Source organism: Oricola sp., from assembly GCF_022763245.1.
Taxonomy (GTDB): Bacteria; Pseudomonadota; Alphaproteobacteria; order Rhizobiales; family Rhizobiaceae; genus Oricola.
This window is the reverse complement of the sequence record NZ_JALEGV010000037.1, coordinates 75070-95754: the sequence shown is the minus strand read 5'-3', so window position 1 is coordinate 95754 and position 20685 is coordinate 75070. Positions and strand designations below refer to the sequence as shown.

At 64.6% G+C, this 20685-nt stretch carries 22 protein-coding genes; 16 read left to right on the top strand and 6 right to left on the bottom strand.

All coding sequences use genetic code 11. The features are described from left to right. Positions 1-67 precede the first annotated feature (67 nt). Positions 68-1084: a formylglycine-generating enzyme family protein gene (locus MRY80_RS17045; RefSeq protein ID WP_293292256.1), complete on the bottom strand. Its 1017-nt coding sequence runs from the start codon at positions 1082-1084 to the stop codon at positions 68-70. 242 nt (positions 1085-1326) lie between these two features. On the opposite strand from MRY80_RS17045, the gene MRY80_RS17040 reads away from it, so the two are divergent. From MRY80_RS17040 to MRY80_RS17020, 5 genes are all read left to right on the top strand, one after another. Continuing rightward, positions 1327-2334, top strand: a complete 1008-nt coding sequence (locus MRY80_RS17040) for a glycosyltransferase family 2 protein (RefSeq protein ID WP_293292255.1) — start codon at positions 1327-1329, stop codon at positions 2332-2334. Continuing rightward, positions 2331-2726 (top strand): GtrA family protein, encoded by a 396-nt coding sequence (locus MRY80_RS17035; RefSeq protein WP_293292254.1) that lies wholly within the window; start codon positions 2331-2333, stop codon positions 2724-2726. The genes MRY80_RS17040 and MRY80_RS17035 overlap by 4 nt, the downstream gene beginning before the upstream one ends. A 1-nt stretch (position 2727) precedes the next feature. After that, positions 2728-4197, top strand: a complete 1470-nt coding sequence (locus tag MRY80_RS17030) for a hypothetical protein (protein WP_293292253.1) — start codon at positions 2728-2730, stop codon at positions 4195-4197. A 224-nt stretch (positions 4198-4421) separates the two neighbouring features. Beyond that, entirely contained in the window at positions 4422-4838 is a 417-nt protein-coding gene (locus tag MRY80_RS17025; protein ID WP_293292252.1) for a universal stress protein, read from the top strand. Between the two features lie 52 nt (positions 4839-4890). Then, on the top strand, positions 4891-6513 hold the full coding sequence (locus tag MRY80_RS17020) for a BCCT family transporter (protein WP_293292251.1): 1623 nt from the start codon (positions 4891-4893) through the stop codon (positions 6511-6513). A 7-nt stretch (positions 6514-6520) separates the two neighbouring features. Here MRY80_RS17020 and MRY80_RS17015 read toward each other — a convergent pair whose 3' ends face one another. From MRY80_RS17015 to MRY80_RS17000, 4 genes are all read right to left on the bottom strand, one after another. Beyond that, positions 6521-8056 (bottom strand): peptide ligase PGM1-related protein, encoded by a 1536-nt coding sequence (locus MRY80_RS17015; RefSeq protein WP_293292250.1) that lies wholly within the window; start codon positions 8054-8056, stop codon positions 6521-6523. 26 nt (positions 8057-8082) lie between these two features. Beyond that, on the bottom strand, positions 8083-8304 hold the full coding sequence (locus tag MRY80_RS17010; protein WP_293292249.1) for a hypothetical protein: 222 nt from the start codon (positions 8302-8304) through the stop codon (positions 8083-8085). Between the two features lie 71 nt (positions 8305-8375). Beyond that, positions 8376-9377 (bottom strand): LLM class flavin-dependent oxidoreductase, encoded by a 1002-nt coding sequence (locus tag MRY80_RS17005; RefSeq protein ID WP_293292248.1) that lies wholly within the window; start codon positions 9375-9377, stop codon positions 8376-8378. Positions 9378-9453: 76 nt separating this feature from the next. Beyond that, positions 9454-10290: an arylamine N-acetyltransferase gene (locus MRY80_RS17000; protein WP_293292247.1), complete on the bottom strand. Its 837-nt coding sequence runs from the start codon at positions 10288-10290 to the stop codon at positions 9454-9456. 94 nt (positions 10291-10384) lie between these two features. Between MRY80_RS17000 and MRY80_RS16995 the strand changes: the two genes are divergently transcribed. Then, positions 10385-11080: an NAD-dependent deacylase gene (locus tag MRY80_RS16995; RefSeq protein WP_293292246.1), complete on the top strand. Its 696-nt coding sequence runs from the start codon at positions 10385-10387 to the stop codon at positions 11078-11080. Between the two features lie 23 nt (positions 11081-11103). On the opposite strand, the gene pdxH is transcribed toward MRY80_RS16995, so the two are convergent. Continuing rightward, positions 11104-11724 (bottom strand): pyridoxamine 5'-phosphate oxidase, encoded by a 621-nt coding sequence (gene pdxH / locus MRY80_RS16990; protein WP_293292245.1) that lies wholly within the window; start codon positions 11722-11724, stop codon positions 11104-11106. Between the two features lie 51 nt (positions 11725-11775). Between pdxH and MRY80_RS16985 the strand changes: the two genes are divergently transcribed. From MRY80_RS16985 to MRY80_RS16940, 10 genes are all read left to right on the top strand, one after another. After that, positions 11776-12294 (top strand): RT0821/Lpp0805 family surface protein, encoded by a 519-nt coding sequence (locus tag MRY80_RS16985; RefSeq protein WP_293292244.1) that lies wholly within the window; start codon positions 11776-11778, stop codon positions 12292-12294. 89 nt (positions 12295-12383) lie between these two features. Further along, a complete protein-coding gene (locus tag MRY80_RS16980; RefSeq protein WP_293292327.1) occupies positions 12384-13316 on the top strand; it encodes a DnaJ C-terminal domain-containing protein in 933 nt (310 codons plus the stop codon). A 102-nt stretch (positions 13317-13418) separates the two neighbouring features. Then, positions 13419-14231: an enoyl-ACP reductase FabI gene (fabI, locus tag MRY80_RS16975; protein ID WP_293292243.1), complete on the top strand. Its 813-nt coding sequence runs from the start codon at positions 13419-13421 to the stop codon at positions 14229-14231. Positions 14232-14279: 48 nt separating this feature from the next. After that, positions 14280-14876, top strand: coding sequence for a histidine phosphatase family protein (locus MRY80_RS16970; RefSeq protein ID WP_293292242.1), 597 nt, complete (start codon positions 14280-14282; stop codon positions 14874-14876). Positions 14877-14942: 66 nt separating this feature from the next. Beyond that, complete coding sequence (locus MRY80_RS16965) at positions 14943-15350, top strand: hypothetical protein (RefSeq protein ID WP_293292241.1); 408 nt, start codon at positions 14943-14945, stop codon at positions 15348-15350. 162 nt (positions 15351-15512) lie between these two features. Beyond that, positions 15513-16607, top strand: coding sequence for a chorismate synthase (aroC, locus tag MRY80_RS16960; RefSeq protein ID WP_293292240.1), 1095 nt, complete (start codon positions 15513-15515; stop codon positions 16605-16607). Between the two features lie 8 nt (positions 16608-16615). Further along, a complete protein-coding gene (gene ribB, locus MRY80_RS16955; protein WP_293292239.1) occupies positions 16616-17704 on the top strand; it encodes a 3,4-dihydroxy-2-butanone-4-phosphate synthase in 1089 nt (362 codons plus the stop codon). 61 nt (positions 17705-17765) lie between these two features. Further along, entirely contained in the window at positions 17766-18665 is a 900-nt protein-coding gene (locus tag MRY80_RS16950) for a hypothetical protein (protein WP_293292238.1), read from the top strand. Positions 18666-18745: 80 nt separating this feature from the next. Next, complete coding sequence (locus MRY80_RS16945) at positions 18746-19699, top strand: hypothetical protein (RefSeq protein WP_293292237.1); 954 nt, start codon at positions 18746-18748, stop codon at positions 19697-19699. A 55-nt stretch (positions 19700-19754) separates the two neighbouring features. Then, positions 19755-20684: a histone deacetylase family protein gene (locus MRY80_RS16940; RefSeq protein WP_293292236.1), complete on the top strand. Its 930-nt coding sequence runs from the start codon at positions 19755-19757 to the stop codon at positions 20682-20684. The last annotated feature ends 1 nt before the right edge of the window (position 20685 follow it).

Here is a 20685-nt window from a genome sequence, read left to right as displayed (position 1 = left end):
ATCTCACAAGGTCCGACCTGGCCGCGCCACCCACTGGCGCCGGTCTTCCAATCAGGATTTGTCGACCTCAGGCGTCTGCCACGACGCGAAAGCCCGTATGCCCGGTCGAACTGTCGGGCGTGTTGCGGATGCGCGAATGCACGTGATAGCGCTCGCAATAGGAGGCGTGGCAGAGATGCGACCCTCCCTTGAGAACCCTTTCCTCGCCGGTATCGGGGCCTTTGGGATCTCGAAGCGGCAGGCGGCTTTCCGGCGCCTGTCCGAACCGGTCCCAACACCATTCCCAGACATTGCCCGTCATGTTGTGCAGGCCGTAGCCGTTGGGCGGAAAGGCGTCAGCGGGACATGTCCCCGCGAAACCGTCTTCGCGCGTGTTCAAATCTGGAAATGCGCCCTGCCAGACATTGTGCCGATGGCCGCCTGCGGGTTCCAGCTCATTGCCCCACGGGAACTTCTTGTGCGCCAGGCCGCCGCGCGCGGCCTTCTCCCACTCGGCCTCCGTCGGCAGGCGCAATCCGGTGAAACTGCAAAACGCGACGGCATCGAACCAGGTGACATGCACCACAGGATGGTTTTCGCGCCCCTCGATGCTGGAACCGGGCCCTTCCGGCGCCGACCAATCTGCCCCATGCACCTGCCGCCACCACGGCGTTCCCGGTGGCGAATGCGGGAAATCGGCGGGCCGATCGAGAAACAAATGGAAGACGTAGGACCAGCCCTCGGTCTCGGCGATCGTGCGATACCCGCTTTCTTCGACGAACCGCGCGAACATGGCGTTCGTCACCGAGGTGCGGGCGATACGGAAAGGCGAAACGAAGACCTTTCGGCGCGGCCCCTCGAAATCGGTGGGGTATCGCGGTTTGCGCGCGCCCATGTCGAAGAACCCGCCCGGAACAGGCATCATCGATGCGGCGAGCGCGTCGCGCAGCGCGCGCGAAGCGCCCGGTTCAAGGGTCGTGGCAACGGCCTCTTTGCGCTCACCGGCGGCGACACAGCAGCCCTTCACGGGCGCTTCGCCGCCCTGCACGTCCACGGTCATGATCCGCCAACCGCCATGTTTCGAGACATCCTCTTTGGTCGCCATGTTCCGCTCATGGCAGGTGAAAATTGTTCAACGCCACGGCGGCGGAGATTGTCATGCGTTTCACAATGCCGTCGATTTATCGACCGTAGGCTGATCGGCCTTCGCCTCCGCTCCGCGCCATGCGGCCTGCGGCAGTTGTTCCGACGATTGCCCTTGTTCTCCGCCCCGCCAGATCTTATGCCGGACAGGCCTGCCCCAACGGCGCAAGGGTTTCTCCAGAAGGACGTGGCGAAGAGAACCTCGTGGAACGCGATCGTCTCCAGATTTCAGTGGTCGTCCCCTGCTTCAACGAGGCAGGCTCGATCGAGGAACTGCATCGACGGGTGTCGCGCGTCTGCGAAGACTGCGCTTCGGGCCATGAGATCGTCATCGTCGACGACGGGTCCACCGACGAGAGCTGGTCGGTGCTCAGGCGCATCGCCGGAACGGATCCGCGCGTCGTCCTCGTCCGCCTCTCGCGCAATCACGGCCACCAGCTTGCGCTCAGCGCCGGTCTCGACATCTGCCGCGGCGAGCGGGTTCTCATTCTCGACGCGGATCTGCAGGACCCGCCGGAACTGCTTCCGGACATGATGCGCCTGATGGATGCGGGCGCGCAGGTCGTCTATGGCCGCCGGCGCTCGCGAAGCAGCGAAAGCGGTTTCAAGCGCGTCACGGCGTCGGCCTTCTACCGGCTCTTGAACCGTCTCGTCGAAATCGAGATCCCGGCGGACGCGGGCGACTTCAGGCTGATGAGCCGGAAGGCCCTGAACATGCTGCGGCACATGCCGGAACGGCACCGTTTCGTGCGTGGCATGGTCACATGGATCGGCCTGACCCAGGTTCCGCTCGATTACGACCGCGATCCGCGCTTCGCCGGCGAGACCAAATATCCGGTGACGAAGATGGTCCGGCTTGCATTCGACGCCATCACGGGTTTCTCCACACAGCCGCTTCGCATCGCGTCGCATCTCGGCATCATGTTCTCGCTGCTGGCCTTCGCCGGCATCCTCTATGCGCTCTACAGCTGGTACGAGACCAACACCGTCTCCGGCTGGACCAGCCTGATGGTCGTCGTCCTCCTGCTCGGCGCGATCCAGCTCTTCGTGCTCGGCATTCTGGGCGCCTATCTCGGTCGGGTCGTCGCCGAAAGCAAAAGGCGGCCGCTCTATTTCATCGACGAGATCGTGAGCGGCGACGTCACCGACACGAACGGATATGCCGGCCCGGTCGCGCCGGAGGATGTGCGCTCCGCAGGGTCGCAAACATGAACGAGTTCGCCCGCGTCCTCCGCTTCGCCGCCGTCGGTGTGGCGAACACCGCCGTGGGCCTGGCCGTGTTCGAGGCGCTGGTGAGGCTCCTCGCGATCGATCCGACCGCCGCCAATGCCGCCAGCTACGTCGTCGGCGTGTCGCTTTCCTATGTGCTGAACAGCCGGTTCACCTTCGGCCAGGACCGCCTGTCGGGGCGCGCCTTCATCCGCTTCATCGGCGCCTTCGCGGTCGCCTACGCGGCAAACCTCGTCGTCTTCTCGGTGCTCCTGCACCTTTTCGACTGGCAGCCCACGGCGGCGCAGATCGTGTCGATGGTCGTCTACACGGCAACCTTCTACCTCGCGTCGAGGGCCTTCGTGTTCACGGCCGCATCCGCAGGAAAACCCTGAGATGAGCGCTTCCCGCACGGTCGGCGACACCGGCTTGGCCCAGCGGCTGGCAGGCGCGGCGAACCGCGTTGCGCTGCCCGTGGTGCTGGTCGTCATGGCCGGCCTGCTCGCGGCAGTCGCGTTCGAAGCCATGCGCTACGGCTTCTGGCGCCACGACGCCATCCGCTACGTAAGCTCCTTTGAAAACGGGCTCATCTATGACAGCCGGTGGGTGCTCTACCTGCTCTTCCCGCTGTTGAAACTCGTGCCGCCCTTCGTTGCCTGGGCGCTCTGTTTCGGCCTGACGGGGCTGTTCTTTCACCTGATCGCAAGACAGCTCGGCTTCGACCGGTCCGAGGCCGCCGCGATCGCGATGGTCCTCAGTGCGTCGACCGGCTTCATCGCGCAGTTGCACTGGCCGGCGATCACCTTGCCCGGCGCCATCGTTCTGCTGTTCGCGTACTGGCTCAGCCGCAGGGTCGGCGCGCTGGCGACGTTGACGATCGCCTCGATCCTGAGCTTCGCCGTCATCCAGTCCTTCGTCTACGTGCTGCCGCTTCTCTATGTCGACCGGATGGTCTCGGGCAGCTGGCGCGACCGGTTGGTCTGGACCCTGAAGATCCTGGCCTATTGGGCGCTCGCCTTCGTCCTGGCCTATGCGGTGTCGCAGGCGATCGTCTACCTGCTCAGCGGCGACGTGATGCAGATCCACGACTGGCGGCAGCCGCACAAGGCCGATTCGCTGCCGGCGCTGATGGAGAACATCGACCGCAACGTGGACTTCCTGGACGGCCATATCCGGTCTCTCTTTCCCGCCGGCTGGCTGGCGCTGGCGGCCTTCGTCGCCATCTTCGCCGCCTTCCTCCGACCAGGCGCGACGCCGCGCAGCCTGCTCGCCCTCGGCCTTGTCTGCCTGACGGGCGCGGCGATCGGGATCGCCCATTACGTCCTGACGCTGCCGATCGGGATCATCGTCCAGCTGCGCACCGTGTGGCCGCTCTATGTCGGCGGGGCCGTCATGTTCCTGTCGCTCGCCTGCATCGCGCCGAAGCGGCTGGTGGTCGTGGCGGCGGCGCTCACGATCGGCATCCCTTCCCTCTTGTCCGACTACGAGATCACCCACTGGTTCCGCCTGCAAACCCAGGCCCGGCTCGAGGTGTTCCGGCAGGCCATGCCGAAACCGGGGAACGCATACACGGCGGCCTTCGTCGATGTCCGCGACTTCGATGCCTTCGAGGCCGTCGTCAACCGCGTCGCGCCTGACTGGCCGCCGCAAATCGAACCCCTGTCCCTGCCGCTGCGGCTGGCCCCCGCCCTCATGGAACTCGGCGTTGCGAACGTCTATATCTGCACGCAGGCGGCCCTCGACCTCGGCTATTGCGAATTGCTGGTCGAAACCCCGGACATGAACGACTGCAGCGACCAGCAAGGCCAGGTCTGCGTCCTCAAGGAGACGCAGAACGGCCAATTGCTGCTGAAAATCAGGGGATAAGCAGCGCGGATTCGCTGTCCGCGCGCGTGAAGACCTGCACAGGCCCCCCAGCCGCTCCACCCCCGTTCATTGCATTCTCGCCGCCGAACGCCGAGCCGTTGCGTCGTTATCGGGACGTCCTGCATCGTTCTGGGAACAGCGGTCGCCGGGCATGCCCGTCAGCCTGATGACGGTACGACAATGGCCCGGCTCGACCAGGCCGAACAGCAGACGGGGGAGAGCCAATGTACCGGAAAATCATGGTTCCCGTGGACCTGGCGCATGCCGACAAGCTGGCGCTTGCTCTCGACACGGCGGCAAATCTAGCAAAACTCTATGGCGCGCCTGTGACCTATGTCGGCGTGACGGCGGCGACGCCCGGCCCGCTCGGGCACAATCCGGGCGAATACGAACAGAAGCTGAAGGCCTTCGCCGCCGCACAGGGCGAGACGCACGGCATCCAGACCGACGCGCGCATGGTCGTCACCCACGATCCGGCGGTCGACCTCGACGACGCGCTGGTGAAGACGGTGCACGAGACCGCATCCGATCTCGTCGTCATGGCGACGCACATTCCCAATGTCGCCGACCATTTCTGGCCGTCGAACGGCGGCCGGGTGGCCACCCACACCGACGCCTCCGTCTTCCTCGTGCGCGGCTAGCCCGGCCAGCCGGCTTCACGCGTCCAGAACACAGAAAAAACGGGAGAACGCCATGAGCGATACCAGCGGACAGGGTATTCCGGCGCCTGAGGGCCCCGCAGACCTCATCGAGACGGAATACCAGATCGGGCAGGACAACATCTCGACCCGCATCGGGCCGTTCGGCCTCGACATCCACAATCCGGTCTTCGCCATCTCGGGGCTGGCCATCATCGCCTTCGTGCTTGTGACGCTCGCCTTCCAGGAAGGCGCGGGCACGATGTTCAACGACCTGCGCGTCTGGCTGACATCCACCTTCGACTGGTTCTTCCTCCTGTCGGCGAACATCTTCGTGCTGCTGTGCCTGTTCCTGATCGTCTCGCCTTACGGGAAGGTCAGGATCGGCGGCAAGGACGCCACGCCGGACTATTCCTATTCCGGCTGGTTCGCGATGCTGTTCGCCGCCGGCATGGGCATCGGCCTGATGTTCTACGGCGTGTCCGAGCCGATCTCGCATTTCTCGTCATCCTTCGCCGAGAACGCCGGCACACCGGAAAGCTGGGCTCCGCTGGCCGGCGCGCCCGGAAACGAGACGGAAGCGCGCCATCTCGGCATGGCGGCGACGATCTTCCACTGGGGCCTGCATCCTTGGGCGATTTATGCCGTCGTGGCGCTGGCGCTCGCCCTGTTTTCCTACAACAAGGGCCTGCCGCTCACCATGCGCTCGGTCTTCTATCCGATCTTCGGCGAGCGCGTCTGGGGCTGGACCGGCCACATCATCGACACGCTGGCGGTCTTCGCCACGCTGTTCGGACTCGCCACGTCGCTCGGCTTCGGCGCCGAACAGGCCAATGCCGGCCTGAACCACATTTTCGGCATACCGGTCAGTGACGTCTCCAAGGTGGTGCTGATCGTGGCGATCACCGGCGTGGCGCTGCTGTCGGTCGTTGCGGGCCTCGATGCGGGCGTCAAGCGCCTGTCCGAGATCAACATGGTGCTCGCGGCGCTGCTTCTCGCCTTCGTGCTCATCGTCGGTCCGACGCTGGCGATCATCACCGGCTTCTTCACCAATCTGTGGGAATATGCCCGCTACCTGCCCGAACTCTCCAATCCGTTCGGGCGCGCGGACGACAATTTCCGCCAGGGCTGGACGTCCTTCTACTGGGCCTGGTGGATTTCCTGGTCGCCCTTCGTCGGCATGTTCATCGCGCGGGTGTCACGCGGCCGCACGGTGCGTGAATTCATCATCTGCGTGCTGATCATCCCATCGGTCGTGTCGGTCTTCTGGATGACGACCTTCGGCGGCACGGCGATCAGCCAGATCGTCAATGACGGCTACCAGGCGGTCGCCGACGCGCCGCTGGAACTGAAGCTGTTCGCGATGCTCGAGGCCCTGCCGCTGCAGACCATCACCTCCTTCATCGCGATCGTGCTGGTGATCGTGTTCTTCGTCACCTCGTCGGATTCCGGCTCGCTGGTGATCGACACGATCACCGCCGGCGGCAAGGTGGACGCCCCCGTGCCCCAGCGCGTGTTCTGGGCGAGCTTCGAGGGACTGGTCGCCATCGCGCTCCTGCTCGGCGGCGGGCTCGGCGCGCTACAGGCGATGGCGGTATCGACGGGCTTTCCCTTCACCATCGTGCTGCTGCTCGCCTGCTTCGCGATCCTGAAGGGCCTGCACAGCGAGCCGCGCTGATCAGCCTCTAGGCCGGGCGTCCGTCGCGCCCGGCTCTGCATTCGCGATCGAGGATCGCGACCGTCGCACGGTAGAGTTCTTCGGCGTCGGCGAGGCTGCGCCCGACGCAGACGGCGCCGAGCTTGCCGTGCTGCGACAATGCGCCGATCAGGTGGAAGACCACGCCGGTCTGGGTCGCGCCGTGAAAATGGATGCCGTTGCGCACCGCGATGTCGATCAGGTCTTCGGCCAGCAGCCCGCGATAGCAGTCCGATTCCAGATTGTCGGTCGCGTAATAGTAGCGCGGCTCTCCGGCCGGCGTGTTGAACAGGCCGGTCGCCGAATCATAGGCCCCGTCGGTCAGATATTGCAGCATGAGGAAGGGATGCGTGGTGCCGCCCTTGCGCAGGTTGACCTCGATGGCGAAGTGCTTCCAGCCCGTCGCCTCGTGCACCGAGATGAAGTCGACGGCGAAGCGGCCGAGGACTCCCTTCTCTCCCAGCAGTTGCGCCGCCTTCATGCCCTCGGCCTGGATCTCCAGGCGATAGGCCTCGTCGGCGGGAAACAGCGCGCCGAGGAATTCCTGCCCAGTCTGTCCGCCCAGCACCTGGTCATGGGTTGAGACCGCCTCGACATAGCCGGCCGGATCGATGCGGAACTGCGCCGATGGCGAGCGCTTGTCCTCGCCGTCGACGAAGGCCTCGACGATGCCGCCCATTTCCTGGAACTTGGCGTGGAACGCGTCCCACTGCATCTCGTGCGCCTCGAACTCCATCTGCGGCACGCGCTCGCGCACCCAGCCGTCCAGCCCTTCTCCGTCCGGCGATCCGTCGAAGCGGAATGTCGCGTTGCCCTCGCCGGAAAACCCTTCATTGAGCTTGACGACGGCACGGCGCAATTTCGGATTGCGGCGCTTCAGTTCGGCCAGGGCTTCGGCGATGTCATCTTCGTCCCGCAGGTCCTCGAAGCCGTCCGGCACCGGCACGCCGGCCTCGCGGAACATCTTCCGGCCTCCACTCTTGGATCCGACCGGCGACAGGTCCGGGTCGCAGCCATAGACCGGCAGGTCGAGTTCGATCGCCAGCCGGCGCTCGACCGGCGTCACGGTGTAGCAGGCCATATGCGCCAGCGAGCGATCGCCCAGCGCCTGCCGGATGCGATCCATCAGGCGCGGCCGGTCGAGGATCTTCTCCGTCAAGGGCCGGTCGGAGGAATCCTGGCAGTTGAGGATGGTCAGGCGCTCACGCGCGTGGCGATGCGGCACGCCCTCCAGCAGGTGCAGGTAATAGTCGATCGTCGCTTCGGCGATCGGCGCGCTGGAGACATAGATGACGCGGGTCTGCGGCATGCGCAAAAGCAGGAGCAGGCACAGCATGCGCTCCTCGTAATGCGGCACGCCGGATATCTTGGCGAGCACTTCCGCGTCGACGGTCAGGCTCGGGACGATCAGGACGGTGCGCGGCAGCAGCGGATCGGGAAAGACCCGTTTGTAGAGATCGTTCAGCCGCGTCCGCAGCGCCCTGAAAGCCTCGATGTCACCGGGAAGCGTGTAGTCCTGTGCCATCGCGCCAGCCCCCCCGGATGCCGAACTCAGCCGGCCGGCGTCGCCGGCGGGGTGCGGCCCCGCTTGTCGAACTCCGCGTTCAGGCGCTCTTCGAGGTCAAGCAGGTCCTGTGGCAGCGGCTGGCCGGTCGCCTTCATCTGGCTCAGCTCCATGTGGATCTGTTCGAGCAATTCGTGCTCGTCTTCCGGCTGATTCTCCATGTCGGCGAACAGCAGGTTGAGCCGGGTGATGATGCCTTCAAACGCCATGTCTTGGTGCCTTGGTTTGTCGTACTGGCGACGGGTTAGCACTGGCAGACCGCCATGGAAAGTGACCTGCGTCAAGCCGCCGCCGGCAGCGACGCGGCCAGCTCGGCGGCGATCTCGAAGGATTTCAACCGCGCCGCATGATCGTGGATCTGGCCGGTGAGGATCAGTTCGTCGGGCCGATAGCGTTCGTTGAAGCCGGTGAGCGCGGCGCGCACGCTGTCGGGCGAGCCGACCGCCGTCACCGAAAGGGCCTCGTCGACCATCTCGCGGATCGCCGGCGCGATATGCGCCTCCAGATCGTCGACGGGTCGCGGCAACTGGCCCGGCTGACCGGTCCTGAGCCGGGCGAAGCCGAGCTGCATCGACGTGCGCAGATATTTGCCTTCCGCCTCGGTCGGCGCGGCGAAGACGTTGACCGCCAGCATGAAATGCGGCCGGTCCAGATAGGGAGACGGCCGGAAGGTGCTGCGATAGATCTCCACCGCCGTATCGAGCGCCGCCGGCGCGAAATGCGAGGCGAAGGCGTAAGGCAGGCCCAGATGGGCCGCGAGCTGCGCGCCGTAGAGGCTCGATCCGAGGATCCAGATCGGAACGCGCGTGCCGACACCGGGGATCGCCCGCACCTTGCGTCCCGGTTCGTCATCCTCCTCGAAATAGCCGAGCAGTTCGACGACATCGTTGGGAAAACCGTCGGCCTGGTCGAGGCCGCGGCGAAGGGCCCGGGCCGTCGCCATGTCGGTTCCCGGCGCGCGGCCGAGGCCGAGATCGATGCGGTCGGGATAGAGCGTGGCGAGCGTGCCGAACTGCTCGGCGATCACCAACGGCGCGTGGTTGGGCAGCATGACGCCGCCGGCGCCGACGCGTATCGTCTTCGTGCCGCCCGCGACATGGCCGATCAGGACCGAGGTCGCCGCGCTGGCGATGCCCTGCGAATTGTGGTGCTCGGCCAGCCAGAACCGGCCGTAGCCCCAGCCTTCGGCATGTCGGGCGAGATCGAGCGTGTTGCGCAGGGCGTCGGCGGCCGCAAAGCCTTCCGGAATGGGAGAAAGGTCAAGGACCGAAATCGGGATCATGGCGCGTGCCTTCAGATGCGAGACGGGCGGGCTGCCGCCGCGGGGAGCCTCTAACCTATGTTCGGCGCGGCCGGGATCAACCGCCCGCCGTGCCGCCGTCGGCGTCGGCAAGGTGCCCGAGCGCTTCGAGACGGGCCCAGATCGCGTCGGTCGTGGCACGATCGAGCGGCAGCGCGAAGAGCTCCGTCATCGCTTCATGCAGCGCCCCGGGGGACGCGACGACGCTTCTTGTCACGCCCTCCCGGTTTTCCACCCTGAGCGCGGTGTTGAGCAGGCTGACGCGGCCGTCGGCGCGATGCCGGCTCAGCATCAGATTGCCCGAAAACGGCGCCCTCTCCCAGCGCGCGCAGACGAAATTGGCCGCCGCGATGTCGGCGTCGAGAACCGGTACCCGGTCGAAGCCGTAGAGCGAGAGCCAGCCCTCGGGCGTCCCGCGTTCCAGCACCAGCTCGCCGGCCGCCTCGTCCTCGCGCAGGCGGTAGTCGCCGGAGGGTGCCGCCTGCGTGTCGCGCTCGGCGGTGCGCAGCGGGACGGACGCGCCGGACCCGCCGAAGCCCGTGTCGGCGAGCCATTCCTCGCCCTCGACATCGACCAGCCAGGCGAGATGGCTGCGCTGCGCGCCCTGCGGCGCGCCGTTTCTCACACGGGCCATGACGCGGCGCGCCTGAAAGCCGAGCGCGGCGAGCGCCGCGCCGAACAGCGAGTTCAGTTCAAAACAATAACCGCCGCGGCCCTGCACGACGGTCTTCTCGTAAATGCCCTCCAGCGTGACGTCGGGGACGACGCCCAGCAGCGGATCGATGTCCTCGAAGGTGATGGCCTGCATCTGCGCCGTCTGCAGCGCGCGCAGCCCCTCGGCGGTGGCCGGCACGCTCTTGAGCCCGATGCGGTGCAGGTAGCGTTCGATGTCCATGATGCCTCCCCAACAAACGGCCGCAGCTTTCGCCGATTGACCCAGACAATGCAATCGGCAACCCTCGGGCAAACAGGCCGCCGGGAGCTTGCCCATGAAAATCGTCGTCCTCACCGGCGCGGGCATTTCCGCCGAAAGCGGGCTGTCCACCTTTCGCGATCCCGACGGCGAGTGGATGCAGACGGATCCGATGAAGCTGGCGACGCCGGAGGGCTTCGCCGCCGATCCCGTTCTGGTGCACAATTTCTACAACGCGCGTCGCGCCCAGTTGCGCGAAGTGGAGCCGAACGCCGCCCATTTCGCGCTCGCCCGGCTGGAACGGGCGCTGGGCGACGATCTCACGCTCGTCACGCAGAATGTCGACGACCTGCACGAGCGCGGCGGATCGCGTCACGCGGTGCACATGCATGGCGAATTACGCCGGGCCTGGTGCCGCGCCTGCGACACCCGCATGGCATGGGACGAGGACCTTACGCTCGCCACCACCTGCCCCGCCTGCGGCGAAGCGGGCCACATGCGGCCGGACATCGTCTGGTTCGGCGAGATGCCCTACCGGATGGACGAGATCCTGCACGCGCTGGAGCGATGCGACATGTTCGTCGCCGCCGGCACGAGCGGCGCGGTCTACCCCGCCGCCGGCTTCGTCGAACTCGCCGCCGACGCCGGCGCGGAGACACTGGAACTCAACCTCCAACGCTCCGAAACGACACAATTGTTCGACGACCACCGACACGCCCCCGCCACCGAAAATCTACCTGCCTTCGTCGACGAGGTGATCGGCAAGGCGTGAGGATCAACGCCTGGGCGCGAGTGTCACGGATAGAAACGCGTCTTGGTCCAGTCCTCGCCTTCGGTCTCACGCCGGAAGATGATCCGGTCGTGCAGGCGGAAGGCACCGTCTTTCCAGAACTCGATATAGACCGGCGAAATGCGAAAACCCGACCAGTAGGACGGCCGCGGGATGTCGCCGAGAGGGTACTTGGCGGTATATTTCGCCACTTTCTTTTCCAAGGCGAAGCGGCTTTCTAGCGGGCGCGACTGTTTCGACGCCCAGGCGCCGATGCGGCTTCCGCGTGCGCGAGAGGCGAAATAGGCGTCCGCCTCGGCGTCGTCGACGATCGAAACCGGGCCCCGTATGCGCACCTGGCGGCGCAGCGACTTCCAGTGGAAACACATCGCCGCCTTCTTCGCGGACAGGACTTCGACGCCCTTCTGGCTCTCGAAATTGGTGTAGAAGACGAAGCCCTTCTCGTCATAGTCCTTCAGCAGAACCATGCGCACATTGGGCAGGCCATCCTCATCGACGGTAGCAAGAGCAGTGGCCGTCGGGTCGTTGATTTCGGATTCACTCGCCTCGGCGAGCCAATCTCCGAACAAAGAAAATGGATCACCTCTTGCAGTGAAATCAGGATTTGTTAACTGTACGGTCGCCATATTGAGATTCGGGTCGTGCGGCGATGGCCGCGGATGGGTTTTGGACGAAGTATGCAATTGGTTTTGGACACAATCGGAGCTTTTTCGCAAGGCTTGAACGAGCGTGTTGTGTCCGGCGTCAAGATTGCAGCGGCGATAGGCATCGCCACCGCCCTTTCCGCATGCTCCATGACGGGCAAGGGTCTCGATGAGGCGGCCGTTGGTGTCAGCGCGATTGCCGATGAGACCATGGCCGTGAGCAAGGATCCCTTCAAATCGGCGACCGACGCCGAGGGAACCGAGCGCGACCGCCTGCTCGACGAGGACACGATCCGCAACGCTGTCACTTCCGCCGATCTGCGCCAAAATGCGGCCGAGCCGCTCGCTTGGGCGAACCAGTCCACCGGCTCGAAAGGCGTCATCACCGGCATCACCCAGCGCGACCTCGCTGGCCAGACCTGCCGCAGCTTCAACGCCACCCGCGAAGCATACAACGGCGTCACGCTCTACAAGGGTGACCTGTGCCTTGACCGGCGCAGCGGATGGTGGACCCGCATTCTGGCGCCGCTGCGCGTAGGCAAAGACGCCTAAGTCGCTTCAAATTCACCTATACATCTGGAATCGGCGATGCTTCATCGCCATATGATCACCAATTCCAGTTTCAACAGCGCAAGAGTGCCATGAAAGACCCGTATGCAGTGCTCGGCGTCGCCAAGACGGCCAGCGCTTCCGACATCAAATCGGCGTTCCGAAAGCTCGCCAAGAAGTACCATCCGGACGCCAACAAGGACGATCCGAAGGCCCAGGAACGCTTTTCCGAAATTTCGCGCGCCTACGAGATCGTCGGCGACGAGACCAAGCGCAAGCAATTCGACCGCGGCGAGATCGATGCCGAGGGCCGGGAGAAATTCCAGGGCTTTGCGGGAGGAAACCCCTATACCGCGCATGAAGGCTTCGACCCGCGCGGCGGCGCGGGCGGCTTCCAGTTCCGCAGCGGCGCCGGCGCCGAAGACATCATCAGCGAATTGTTCGGCTCGGCTTTCGGCGGGGGACGGCGCGGCGGTTTCGACGCTGCGTCCGGACATGGCCCCCGCCAGGCGCGCGCCAAGCCGACCCGTGGGAAAGATATCGAGGCTGACCTGACAGTCACCGTGGCCGATCTGCTCGGCGACCGGAAGGCCCGCCTCACCCTGCCAGACGGGCGAACGGTCGCCGTCTCCATTCCTCAGGGCGCTACCGATGGCCAGGTTATCCGCCTGAAGGAACAGGGTCAGGCCGGTCCCGCCGGTCATCGCGGCGACCTGCTGGCGAAGATTCGAATCAAACCCGCCGAAGGCATGCGCATCGAAGGTGCCAACATCGTTACCGACGTCGATGTTCCGCTTGAAACGGCGATTGTCGGTGGCAAAGTCGCGGTGGTGATGGGCGACGGCAAGAAGGTCGCACTGACGGTTCCTGCGTGGACCTCATCGGGGCAGACAATGCGCCTGAAAGGAAAGGGCCTGCCGCGCGCCGATGGCGGACATGGCGACCTGCTCGTTGTGCTGCAAATTCAGCTTCCCGAGGAAAAACGCGAGGCGCTGGAAGCACTTTTCAGGAAGACCGAAGCCTGACACCCGACACGGTCCGCTGTGTGCGTTGCAGCTTGATGGTGCCCAAGCAACGTGCGATATGCTGCGCCCGACAGGGATGACAGACTTTTCGGGATACATGCCATGACCATCGGTTCGGGCCTCATGACAGGCAAGCGGGGCCTCATCATCGGCCTCGCAAACAACAAATCCATTGCCTGGGGGATTGCGAAGTCCTGCTCGGACCATGGTGCGGAACTTGCATTCACCTATCAGGGCGAGGCTCTGAAGAAGCGCGTCGATCCGCTTGCCGCCGAGCTTGGCGCCATCGTGTGCGGCCACCTCGACGTTACCGAACCTGAGACGATCGAGGCGGTCTTCGCGCATCTGGAAAAGGTGTGGGGCCGGATCGATTTCGTCGTCCATGCCGTCGCCTTCTCAGACAAGGAGGAGTTGACCGGCCGCTATGTCGATACGACGCGCGAGAATTTCGGCCGGACGATGGACATCTCCGTCTATTCGCTGACGGCGATCGCCAAGCGCGCCGAACCGTTGTTGTCGCAGGGCGGCTCGATCCTGACGCTGACCTATTACGGCGCCGAAAAAGTGATGCCGCACTACAATGTCATGGGTGTAGCGAAGGCCGCGCTCGAAGCGAGCGTGCGCTATCTCGCCACCGACCTCGGCCCCAAGGGCATTCGTGTCAACGCACTGTCGGCGGGGCCGATCAAGACGCTCGCCGCCTCCGGCATCGGCGACTTCCGCTACATCCTGAAGTGGAACGAGTACAACTCGCCGCTGCGCAAGACGGTGACGACCGAAGAAGTCGGCGACGCAGCGCTTTATTTGTTGAGCGACTTGTCGCGCGCCGTCACCGGCGAACTGCATCACGTCGATTCCGGCTATCATGTCATCGGCATGAAGGCCGTAGACGCACCGGACATCACCAAGGACTGAGCGTCTCCGCCTCTCCCCCCTCATCTGCATGAAAAGACGGACGTCGCGATGACGACACAGCCACGCCCGCCCTTCTACATCATCCGCCACGGTGAGACCGACTGGAACCGTGAGAAACGCTACCAGGGGCAGGTCGACATTCCACTCAACGCGCTCGGTCGCCGGCAGGCCGCCGACAACGGACGGTTCCTCGCCACGCGCGGCCACGGCTGGAGCGGATGGCGCTTTTTTTCCAGCCCCCTTGGACGGGCGCGCGAGACGATGGAGATCCTGCGCGCCGAGATGGGTCTCACGCCCGACGACTACACCGTCGATGACCGGCTGATCGAAATCACCTTCGGCGACTGGGAACGCAAACGCCTCGACGAGCTCGAAGTCGAGGATCCGGCAGAGATGGACCGCCGACACGCCAACAAATGGGAGCATGTGCCCCCTGGCGGAGAAAGCTATGCCCAGGCTGTCGATCGTGTCCAGGCATTCCTCGACGAACTCGACGGGCCGTCGGTCGTCGTCTGCCATGGCGGGATACTGAGAGCCGTCCAGTATCTGATGGGCGAAACCGACACACAGTCGCTCGCCAATGCGCCGGTTCCTCAGGATCGGCTGTTCATCCATGATGGTACGCACTCCTTTTGGAGCGAATGACGCAAATACTTCACTTGTAAATTACGCAGCACCCAAATAGATTCTCATCTGTTTATATGGGGGATATTGTTTATGCGTGGCTTTTTCGCTTCACTTCTTGCGCTTTTCGTTCTTTTTCCGTCGATTGCCGCAGCCGAGACCATCAATGTGCGCGCCAATCGGATATCCTCGATCGCCGGTTTCTGGGTCTACGCCAAGCAGAACTGCCATCATACCGGCAAGCTCAAGCACAGAATCGCCTCTGCGCCGAAGCACGGCAAGGTCACCGTTTCCTTCGAGAGGCGCCGCATTCCCGAATCCGTCGACAACAAATGCGCTGGACGGATGAGCGGCGTCATGGTGGTCCACTACACACCAAACCGCGGCTATCGCGGCAAGGACAGCGCAGCCGTAACATTCGAATTCCCTCAGTATCTAGGCGGTCAGGGCTACACCAAGGCCCGGACGATGCGTTACACGCTCAACGTCAAATGACACGGCCACATCGTCGGTGAGGCCGTCGATAAGGCCGCTCTCCATGCCTCGATCCGGGCTCAACGCGTCCAAGTGACTGTTTTGTCGCGCATTCGAGCGGCAAAGCGCCTTCCACTTCGCCGAAAACCGCTTTAAGAGGGCGGTTTCTGACGGAAGTTCATCATGTCGCACAACACGTTCGGCCATCTTTTTCGCGTGACCACCTGGGGCGAGAGCCACGGCATAGCGCTTGGCTGCGTGATTGACGGCTGCCCGCCCGGCATCGCCTTCACGGAAGCCGAGATCCAGACCTATCTGGACAAACGCAAGCCCGGCCAGTCGAAATTCACCACGCAACGACGCGAAGACGACGCCGTGCGCGTCCTCTCCGGCGTGATGCCGCAGGACGACGGCGAGACGCTCATCACCACCGGCACACCGGTCTGCATGATGATCGAGAACACCGACCAGCGCTCGAAAGACTATTCGGATATCGCCCGGCGCTATCGGCCCGGCCATGCCGATTTCACATACGACGCCAAATACGGTATCCGCGACTATCGCGGCGGCGGGCGCTCCTCGGCGCGCGAAACGGCAGCTCGTGTCGCTGCAGGCGCGCTAGCGCGCAAGATCGTCCCCGGCCTGACCGTTCGCGCGGCCCTGGTTTCGATGGGCGACAAGGCAATCGACCGCAGCCGCTGGGACTGGGAAGAAATCGATCGCAACCCGTTCTTCACGCCGGACGCTGACGCAGCCGAGACCTTCGCCGACTACCTCGGCGAAATCCGCAAGGCCGGATCATCGGTCGGCGCAGTGGTCGAGGTGGTCGCCGAGGGCGTACCGGCAGGTCTGGGCGCGCCCATCTACGCCAAGCTCGACCAGGACATCGCCGCCGGGCTGATGTCAATCAACGCGGTCAAGGGTGTGGAGATCGGCAACGGCTTCGAAGCGGCGCGCATCCGCGGCGAGGACAACGCCGACGAGATCCGGCTGGATGAATACGGCAATCCGTCCTTCCTCTCCAACAATGCCGGCGGGATCCTCGGCGGCATTTCCACCGGCCAGCCGATCGTCGCGCGCTTCGCCGTCAAGCCGACGTCGTCGATCCTGACGCCGACGCGCTCGATCACCGCCGACGGCGAGGAGACGGAGGTCGTCACCAAGGGCCGCCACGACCCTTGCGTCGGCATCCGGGCCGTCCCGATCGGCGAGGCGATGATCGCCTGCGCGATCGCAGACCACTATCTGCGCCACCGGGGACAGACCGGGCGCATCTGAGGATTTTCATGGTTTACGAGCAGAAGAATGTCATCGAGGCGTTGCGCGCCTTCGAACGCGGCGAAATCGTCGTCGTCATGGACGATGACGGTCGCGAAAACGAGGGCGACCTGATCGTCGCTGCGGTTCACACCACCCCGGAAAAGATGGCATTCATCGTGCGCCACACCTCCGGCATCGTCTGCGCGCCGATGACGCGCGAAGATGCGAAGCGCTTCAATCTGGGACCGATGGTCGCCGAGAACGACGCGCCTCACACAACCGCTTTCACCGTCACGGTCGATTACAAGCACGGCACCACGACAGGCATCTCGGCCGAGGACCGCACGCTGACCGTGCGCAACCTCGCCAATCCGAATGCCGGCGCGACCGATTTCGTACGGCCGGGCCACGTCTTTCCGCTGGTCGCGCGTGAAGGCGGCGTGTTGATGCGTTCGGGCCACACCGAAGCGGCGGTCGATCTGTGCAAGCTCGCCGGCCTTCCACCGGTCGGCGTGATCTGCGAACTCGTCAATGACGACGGCACAGTGATGCGCGGCCCGCAAGTGACGGCCTTTGCCGAACAGCACGGGCTGAAACAGGTCTCGGTGGCAGACCTCATCCACTATCGCCAGCGCAAGGAAACGCTGATCGAGCTGATCGACACGTTCGATGTGGACACGGTCGCCGGCCCGGCGAAGGCGCATTCCTACACGCTGCCGTGGGACCCGATGCATCACCTTGCGGTCGTATATGGCGACATTCGCGACGGCGTCGATATTCCCGTGCGACTGCATCTGGAATCAGTCGTCGACGATGTCTTCGGCAGCGAGAAGGTGATTTCGACGATCCTGCGAAGGATGAACAAGGAAGGCCGCGGCGTGGTCGTCTATCTGCGCGAAGGCTCGGTCGGTGTCGGCAAGACGACTGGCCGCAGACTTGCAGAAGGTCATGTTGAAGCCCAAGATCGTGAGGCCGAATGGCGCGAAATTGGGCTCGGGGCGCAAATTCTAAAGGATCTCGGCGTATCGTCGATTAAACTTTATGCATCCAGGGAACGGCACTATGTGGGGCTCGAGGGGTTCGGTATCCAGATTTCATCGACCGAGATTATCTGACGTCATCGCGATTGCGATCGCATTTTCCGGTCTGGCGGGGGGCCCGGCCGCTGCGGTCGAGATGTACGAGATCGGTCTTCCGCAACCCGTCTCGAGCCTGCGAGATGGTGCCGACGGCGCCTTCGTCATGGTGGGCGAGATCGAATTCAAGCTCGAAGCCTGCGAAACGCCCGCCGGCGTCTGCCTGCAGACCATTCCGCGGGACAGCTACAGCCGCCATGTTCCCTCCAACGCACTCCCCGACGGGTTCATCGCCATGGCTGAAAGCGGGGACATCCGCAACGCCTGGTATGGACAACCGACAGACCGATACGCCCACGGCGTGCTCGGTGATGCCATCGAGGGCGGCTCGCTGGTCGCGGTGACGGCGGACGGCAAGAAGAGCGAGTTCGTGCTGCCGGAGGATCAGGTATTCGAGGACATCACGCCGCGCATCTACGACCTCGACGGCGACGGTACCAATGAAATCATCACGATACGCTCCTCGCAGGCCGGCGGCTCAGCGCTGGTGCTCTACGGGATTCGCGCCGGCGAGTTGATGGAACTCGGCGCGAGCAGCGAAAATGGACAGGGGAAGCGGTGGCTGAGCGTGGCGGGTGTCGTTGATGATGGCGAAGGTCCGGCGACGGTGTATGCGGTGCGCACGCCGCATATCGGCGGGCGGCTGTTCTCGCTGACCTACGAGAACGGCACGGTGACGGAGGAAAACGACATCGCCGGCAACGTCTCCAACCACGTCATCGGCTCGCGCGAACTCGGCATGTCCGCGGTCGGCGATTTCGACGGCGACGGCGCCAGCGATCTCGTACTGCCGTCTCAGGACCGCATGCGGCTGCGCTTTACCCTGTCGGACATGCCCGACATCGCCATGCCCGACCGGATCGACCATGCGATCGTCATCGTCAACGGCCGGATCGTCACCGCGACCAGGGACGGCATGCTGCTGGTGGTCGCGCCCTGACAGCGATGTGACATCCGTCACACCCGGCGGTTTCGCCCCGCGGTTAGCCTTGCGGCCGTCTCCAACCGAAGGGCACCGTCATGTGGGATTTCTCCGTCGCCAACACGCTTGGCATTCTCGGCCGCACCATGCCGTTCATTCTGCTTAGAATGGCGGTCTATTTCGGCATCACGTTCGCCTACATCATCGCCATCGGCGCGGGCGCCGGCATCGGATACGGCGTCGGACAGATCGGCGAGGATCCGTCCTCCTTCGCGCTGTGGGGCGGCATCGGCGGCTTCGGCGTGGTTTCAGCCATCGTCTACTGGATCCGCGAATACATCCTCTACATGGTCAAGGCCGGCCATATCGCCGTCATGGTCGAACTGATCGACGGCGAGCCGCTGCCGCAGGGCCAGATCGCCCATGCGCAGGCGACCGTGCAGGAGCGTTTCGGCGAAGCCAATGTGCTGTTCGCGCTCGACCAGCTGATCAAGGGCATCATCCGGGCGATCACCGGCCTGCTCGGCGGCGTGGCCGCCTTCCTGCCGATCCCGGGCCTGAGCGCGCTTGTCGGCTTCTTCAACGGCGTCGTGCGGATGTCGCTCACCTATGTCGACGAGATCATCCTCGGCTACAACATCCGCATGCAGAGCCAGAACCCGTGGGAGACCTCGCGCCACGCCCTCGTGCTCTACGCGCAGAACGGCACGCATATGGTCAAGAACGCCGTCTGGCTGACGCTGATCATGTGGGCGCTGTCGCTCGTGGTCTTCCTCGTCGCGCTCGCACCCGCCAGCCTCTTCGTCTACCTCGTGCCGGGACCGGCCAGCGGCTACGGCTTCGTCTTCGCCTTCATGCTCGCCTGGTCCGTGAAGGCCGCGATCATGGAGCCCTTCGCCATCGCCGCGCTGATGCAGGTCTTCTTCGCGCGTATCGAGGGCCAGTCACCCGACCCGGAATGGGACCGCAAGCTGGCCGGCGCCTCGGGCAAGTTCCGCGAACTGACCGAGAAGGCGCGGGAAGGTTTCGGCGGCCGCCCCGTCACGCATTGACATTGACCGCCCGGAGGCGGATGGCATGGCGCTCCATTGATGTTAAGACTGCGCCATGACCACCCGCCTCTACACCCATGACATCTTTCTCGACCACCTGACGCCGCCCGGCCATCCCGAACGGCCCGACCGCATGAAGGCGGTGGCCGCGGTGCTCGACCACGAGGCCTTCGCGCCGCTCGACCGGGTCGAAGCGCCGAGAGGCGATCCCGACACGATCCTCTACGCGCATCCCTACACCCATATCGAGCGCGTCATCGCCCAGATCCCCGAAGAGGGAATCGCGCGCATCGACGCCGACACCTGCGCCAGCCCGAAAAGCTACGAAGTGACGCTGCATGCCATCGGCGCGGCGAACGCCGCCGTCGACGACGTCTTCGCCGACACGGCCGCCAACGTCTTCGTGGCAGCCCGGCCACCGGGCCATCACGCCGAGAAGACCACGGCGATGGGGTTCTGCCTGTTCAACACGGCGGCCATCGCCGCGCGACACGCCCAGAGGACCCATGGCGCCGAGCGCGTCGCCATCGTCGATTGGGACGTCCATCACGGCAACGGCACGCAGGACATCTTCTGGGACGACGAGACGGTGCTGTATTGTTCGACGCACCAGATGCCGCTTTATCCCGGCACCGGCGCGAAGGGCGAGACAGGCGAGCACGGCACGATCTGCAATGCGCCGCTCAGCGCGCAGGACACCGGCGACCAGTTCCGCGCCGCGTTCAAGGAACGGATCCTGGCCGCGATCGACGATTTCCGCCCCGACCTGATCATCATCTCCGCCGGTTTCGACGCGCATCACCGCGATCCGCTGGCCGAGATCAACCTCGTGGAAGACGATTTCGACTGGGCGACCGGCAAGCTGATGGACGCAGCCGGACGGTTCTGCGACAACCGGCTCGTCAGCCTGCTGGAAGGCGGCTACGACCTGAAGGGGCTGGCGTCATCGACCGCCGCCCACGTGATGAGACTGATGCGAGGATAGA

Bases quoted from the DNA above. Each gene is read 5' to 3' on its own strand.
- MRY80_RS17045 (WP_293292256.1), bottom strand. From the start codon at position 1,084: ATGGCGACCAAAGAGGATGTCTCGAAACATGGCGGTTGGCGGATCATG.
- MRY80_RS17035 (WP_293292254.1), top strand. From the start codon at position 2,331: ATGAACGAGTTCGCCCGCGTCCTCCGCTTCGCCGCCGTCGGTGTGGCG.
- MRY80_RS17030 (WP_293292253.1), top strand. From the start codon at position 2,728: ATGAGCGCTTCCCGCACGGTCGGCGACACCGGCTTGGCCCAGCGGCTG.
- MRY80_RS17025 (WP_293292252.1), top strand. From the start codon at position 4,422: ATGTACCGGAAAATCATGGTTCCCGTGGACCTGGCGCATGCCGACAAG.
- MRY80_RS17020 (WP_293292251.1), top strand. From the start codon at position 4,891: ATGAGCGATACCAGCGGACAGGGTATTCCGGCGCCTGAGGGCCCCGCA.
- MRY80_RS17015 (WP_293292250.1), bottom strand. From the start codon at position 8,056: ATGGCACAGGACTACACGCTTCCCGGTGACATCGAGGCTTTCAGGGCG.
- MRY80_RS17010 (WP_293292249.1), bottom strand. From the start codon at position 8,304: ATGGCGTTTGAAGGCATCATCACCCGGCTCAACCTGCTGTTCGCCGAC.
- MRY80_RS17005 (WP_293292248.1), bottom strand. From the start codon at position 9,377: ATGATCCCGATTTCGGTCCTTGACCTTTCTCCCATTCCGGAAGGCTTT.
- MRY80_RS17000 (WP_293292247.1), bottom strand. From the start codon at position 10,290: ATGGACATCGAACGCTACCTGCACCGCATCGGGCTCAAGAGCGTGCCG.
- MRY80_RS16995 (WP_293292246.1), top strand. From the start codon at position 10,385: ATGAAAATCGTCGTCCTCACCGGCGCGGGCATTTCCGCCGAAAGCGGG.
- pdxH (WP_293292245.1), bottom strand. From the start codon at position 11,724: ATGGCGACCGTACAGTTAACAAATCCTGATTTCACTGCAAGAGGTGAT.
- MRY80_RS16985 (WP_293292244.1), top strand. From the start codon at position 11,776: ATGCAATTGGTTTTGGACACAATCGGAGCTTTTTCGCAAGGCTTGAAC.
- MRY80_RS16980 (WP_293292327.1), top strand. From the start codon at position 12,384: ATGAAAGACCCGTATGCAGTGCTCGGCGTCGCCAAGACGGCCAGCGCT.
- fabI (WP_293292243.1), top strand. From the start codon at position 13,419: ATGACCATCGGTTCGGGCCTCATGACAGGCAAGCGGGGCCTCATCATC.
- MRY80_RS16970 (WP_293292242.1), top strand. From the start codon at position 14,280: ATGACGACACAGCCACGCCCGCCCTTCTACATCATCCGCCACGGTGAG.
- aroC (WP_293292240.1), top strand. From the start codon at position 15,513: ATGTCGCACAACACGTTCGGCCATCTTTTTCGCGTGACCACCTGGGGC.
- ribB (WP_293292239.1), top strand. From the start codon at position 16,616: ATGGTTTACGAGCAGAAGAATGTCATCGAGGCGTTGCGCGCCTTCGAA.
- MRY80_RS16950 (WP_293292238.1), top strand. From the start codon at position 17,766: ATGTACGAGATCGGTCTTCCGCAACCCGTCTCGAGCCTGCGAGATGGT.
- MRY80_RS16945 (WP_293292237.1), top strand. From the start codon at position 18,746: ATGTGGGATTTCTCCGTCGCCAACACGCTTGGCATTCTCGGCCGCACC.
- MRY80_RS16940 (WP_293292236.1), top strand. From the start codon at position 19,755: ATGACCACCCGCCTCTACACCCATGACATCTTTCTCGACCACCTGACG.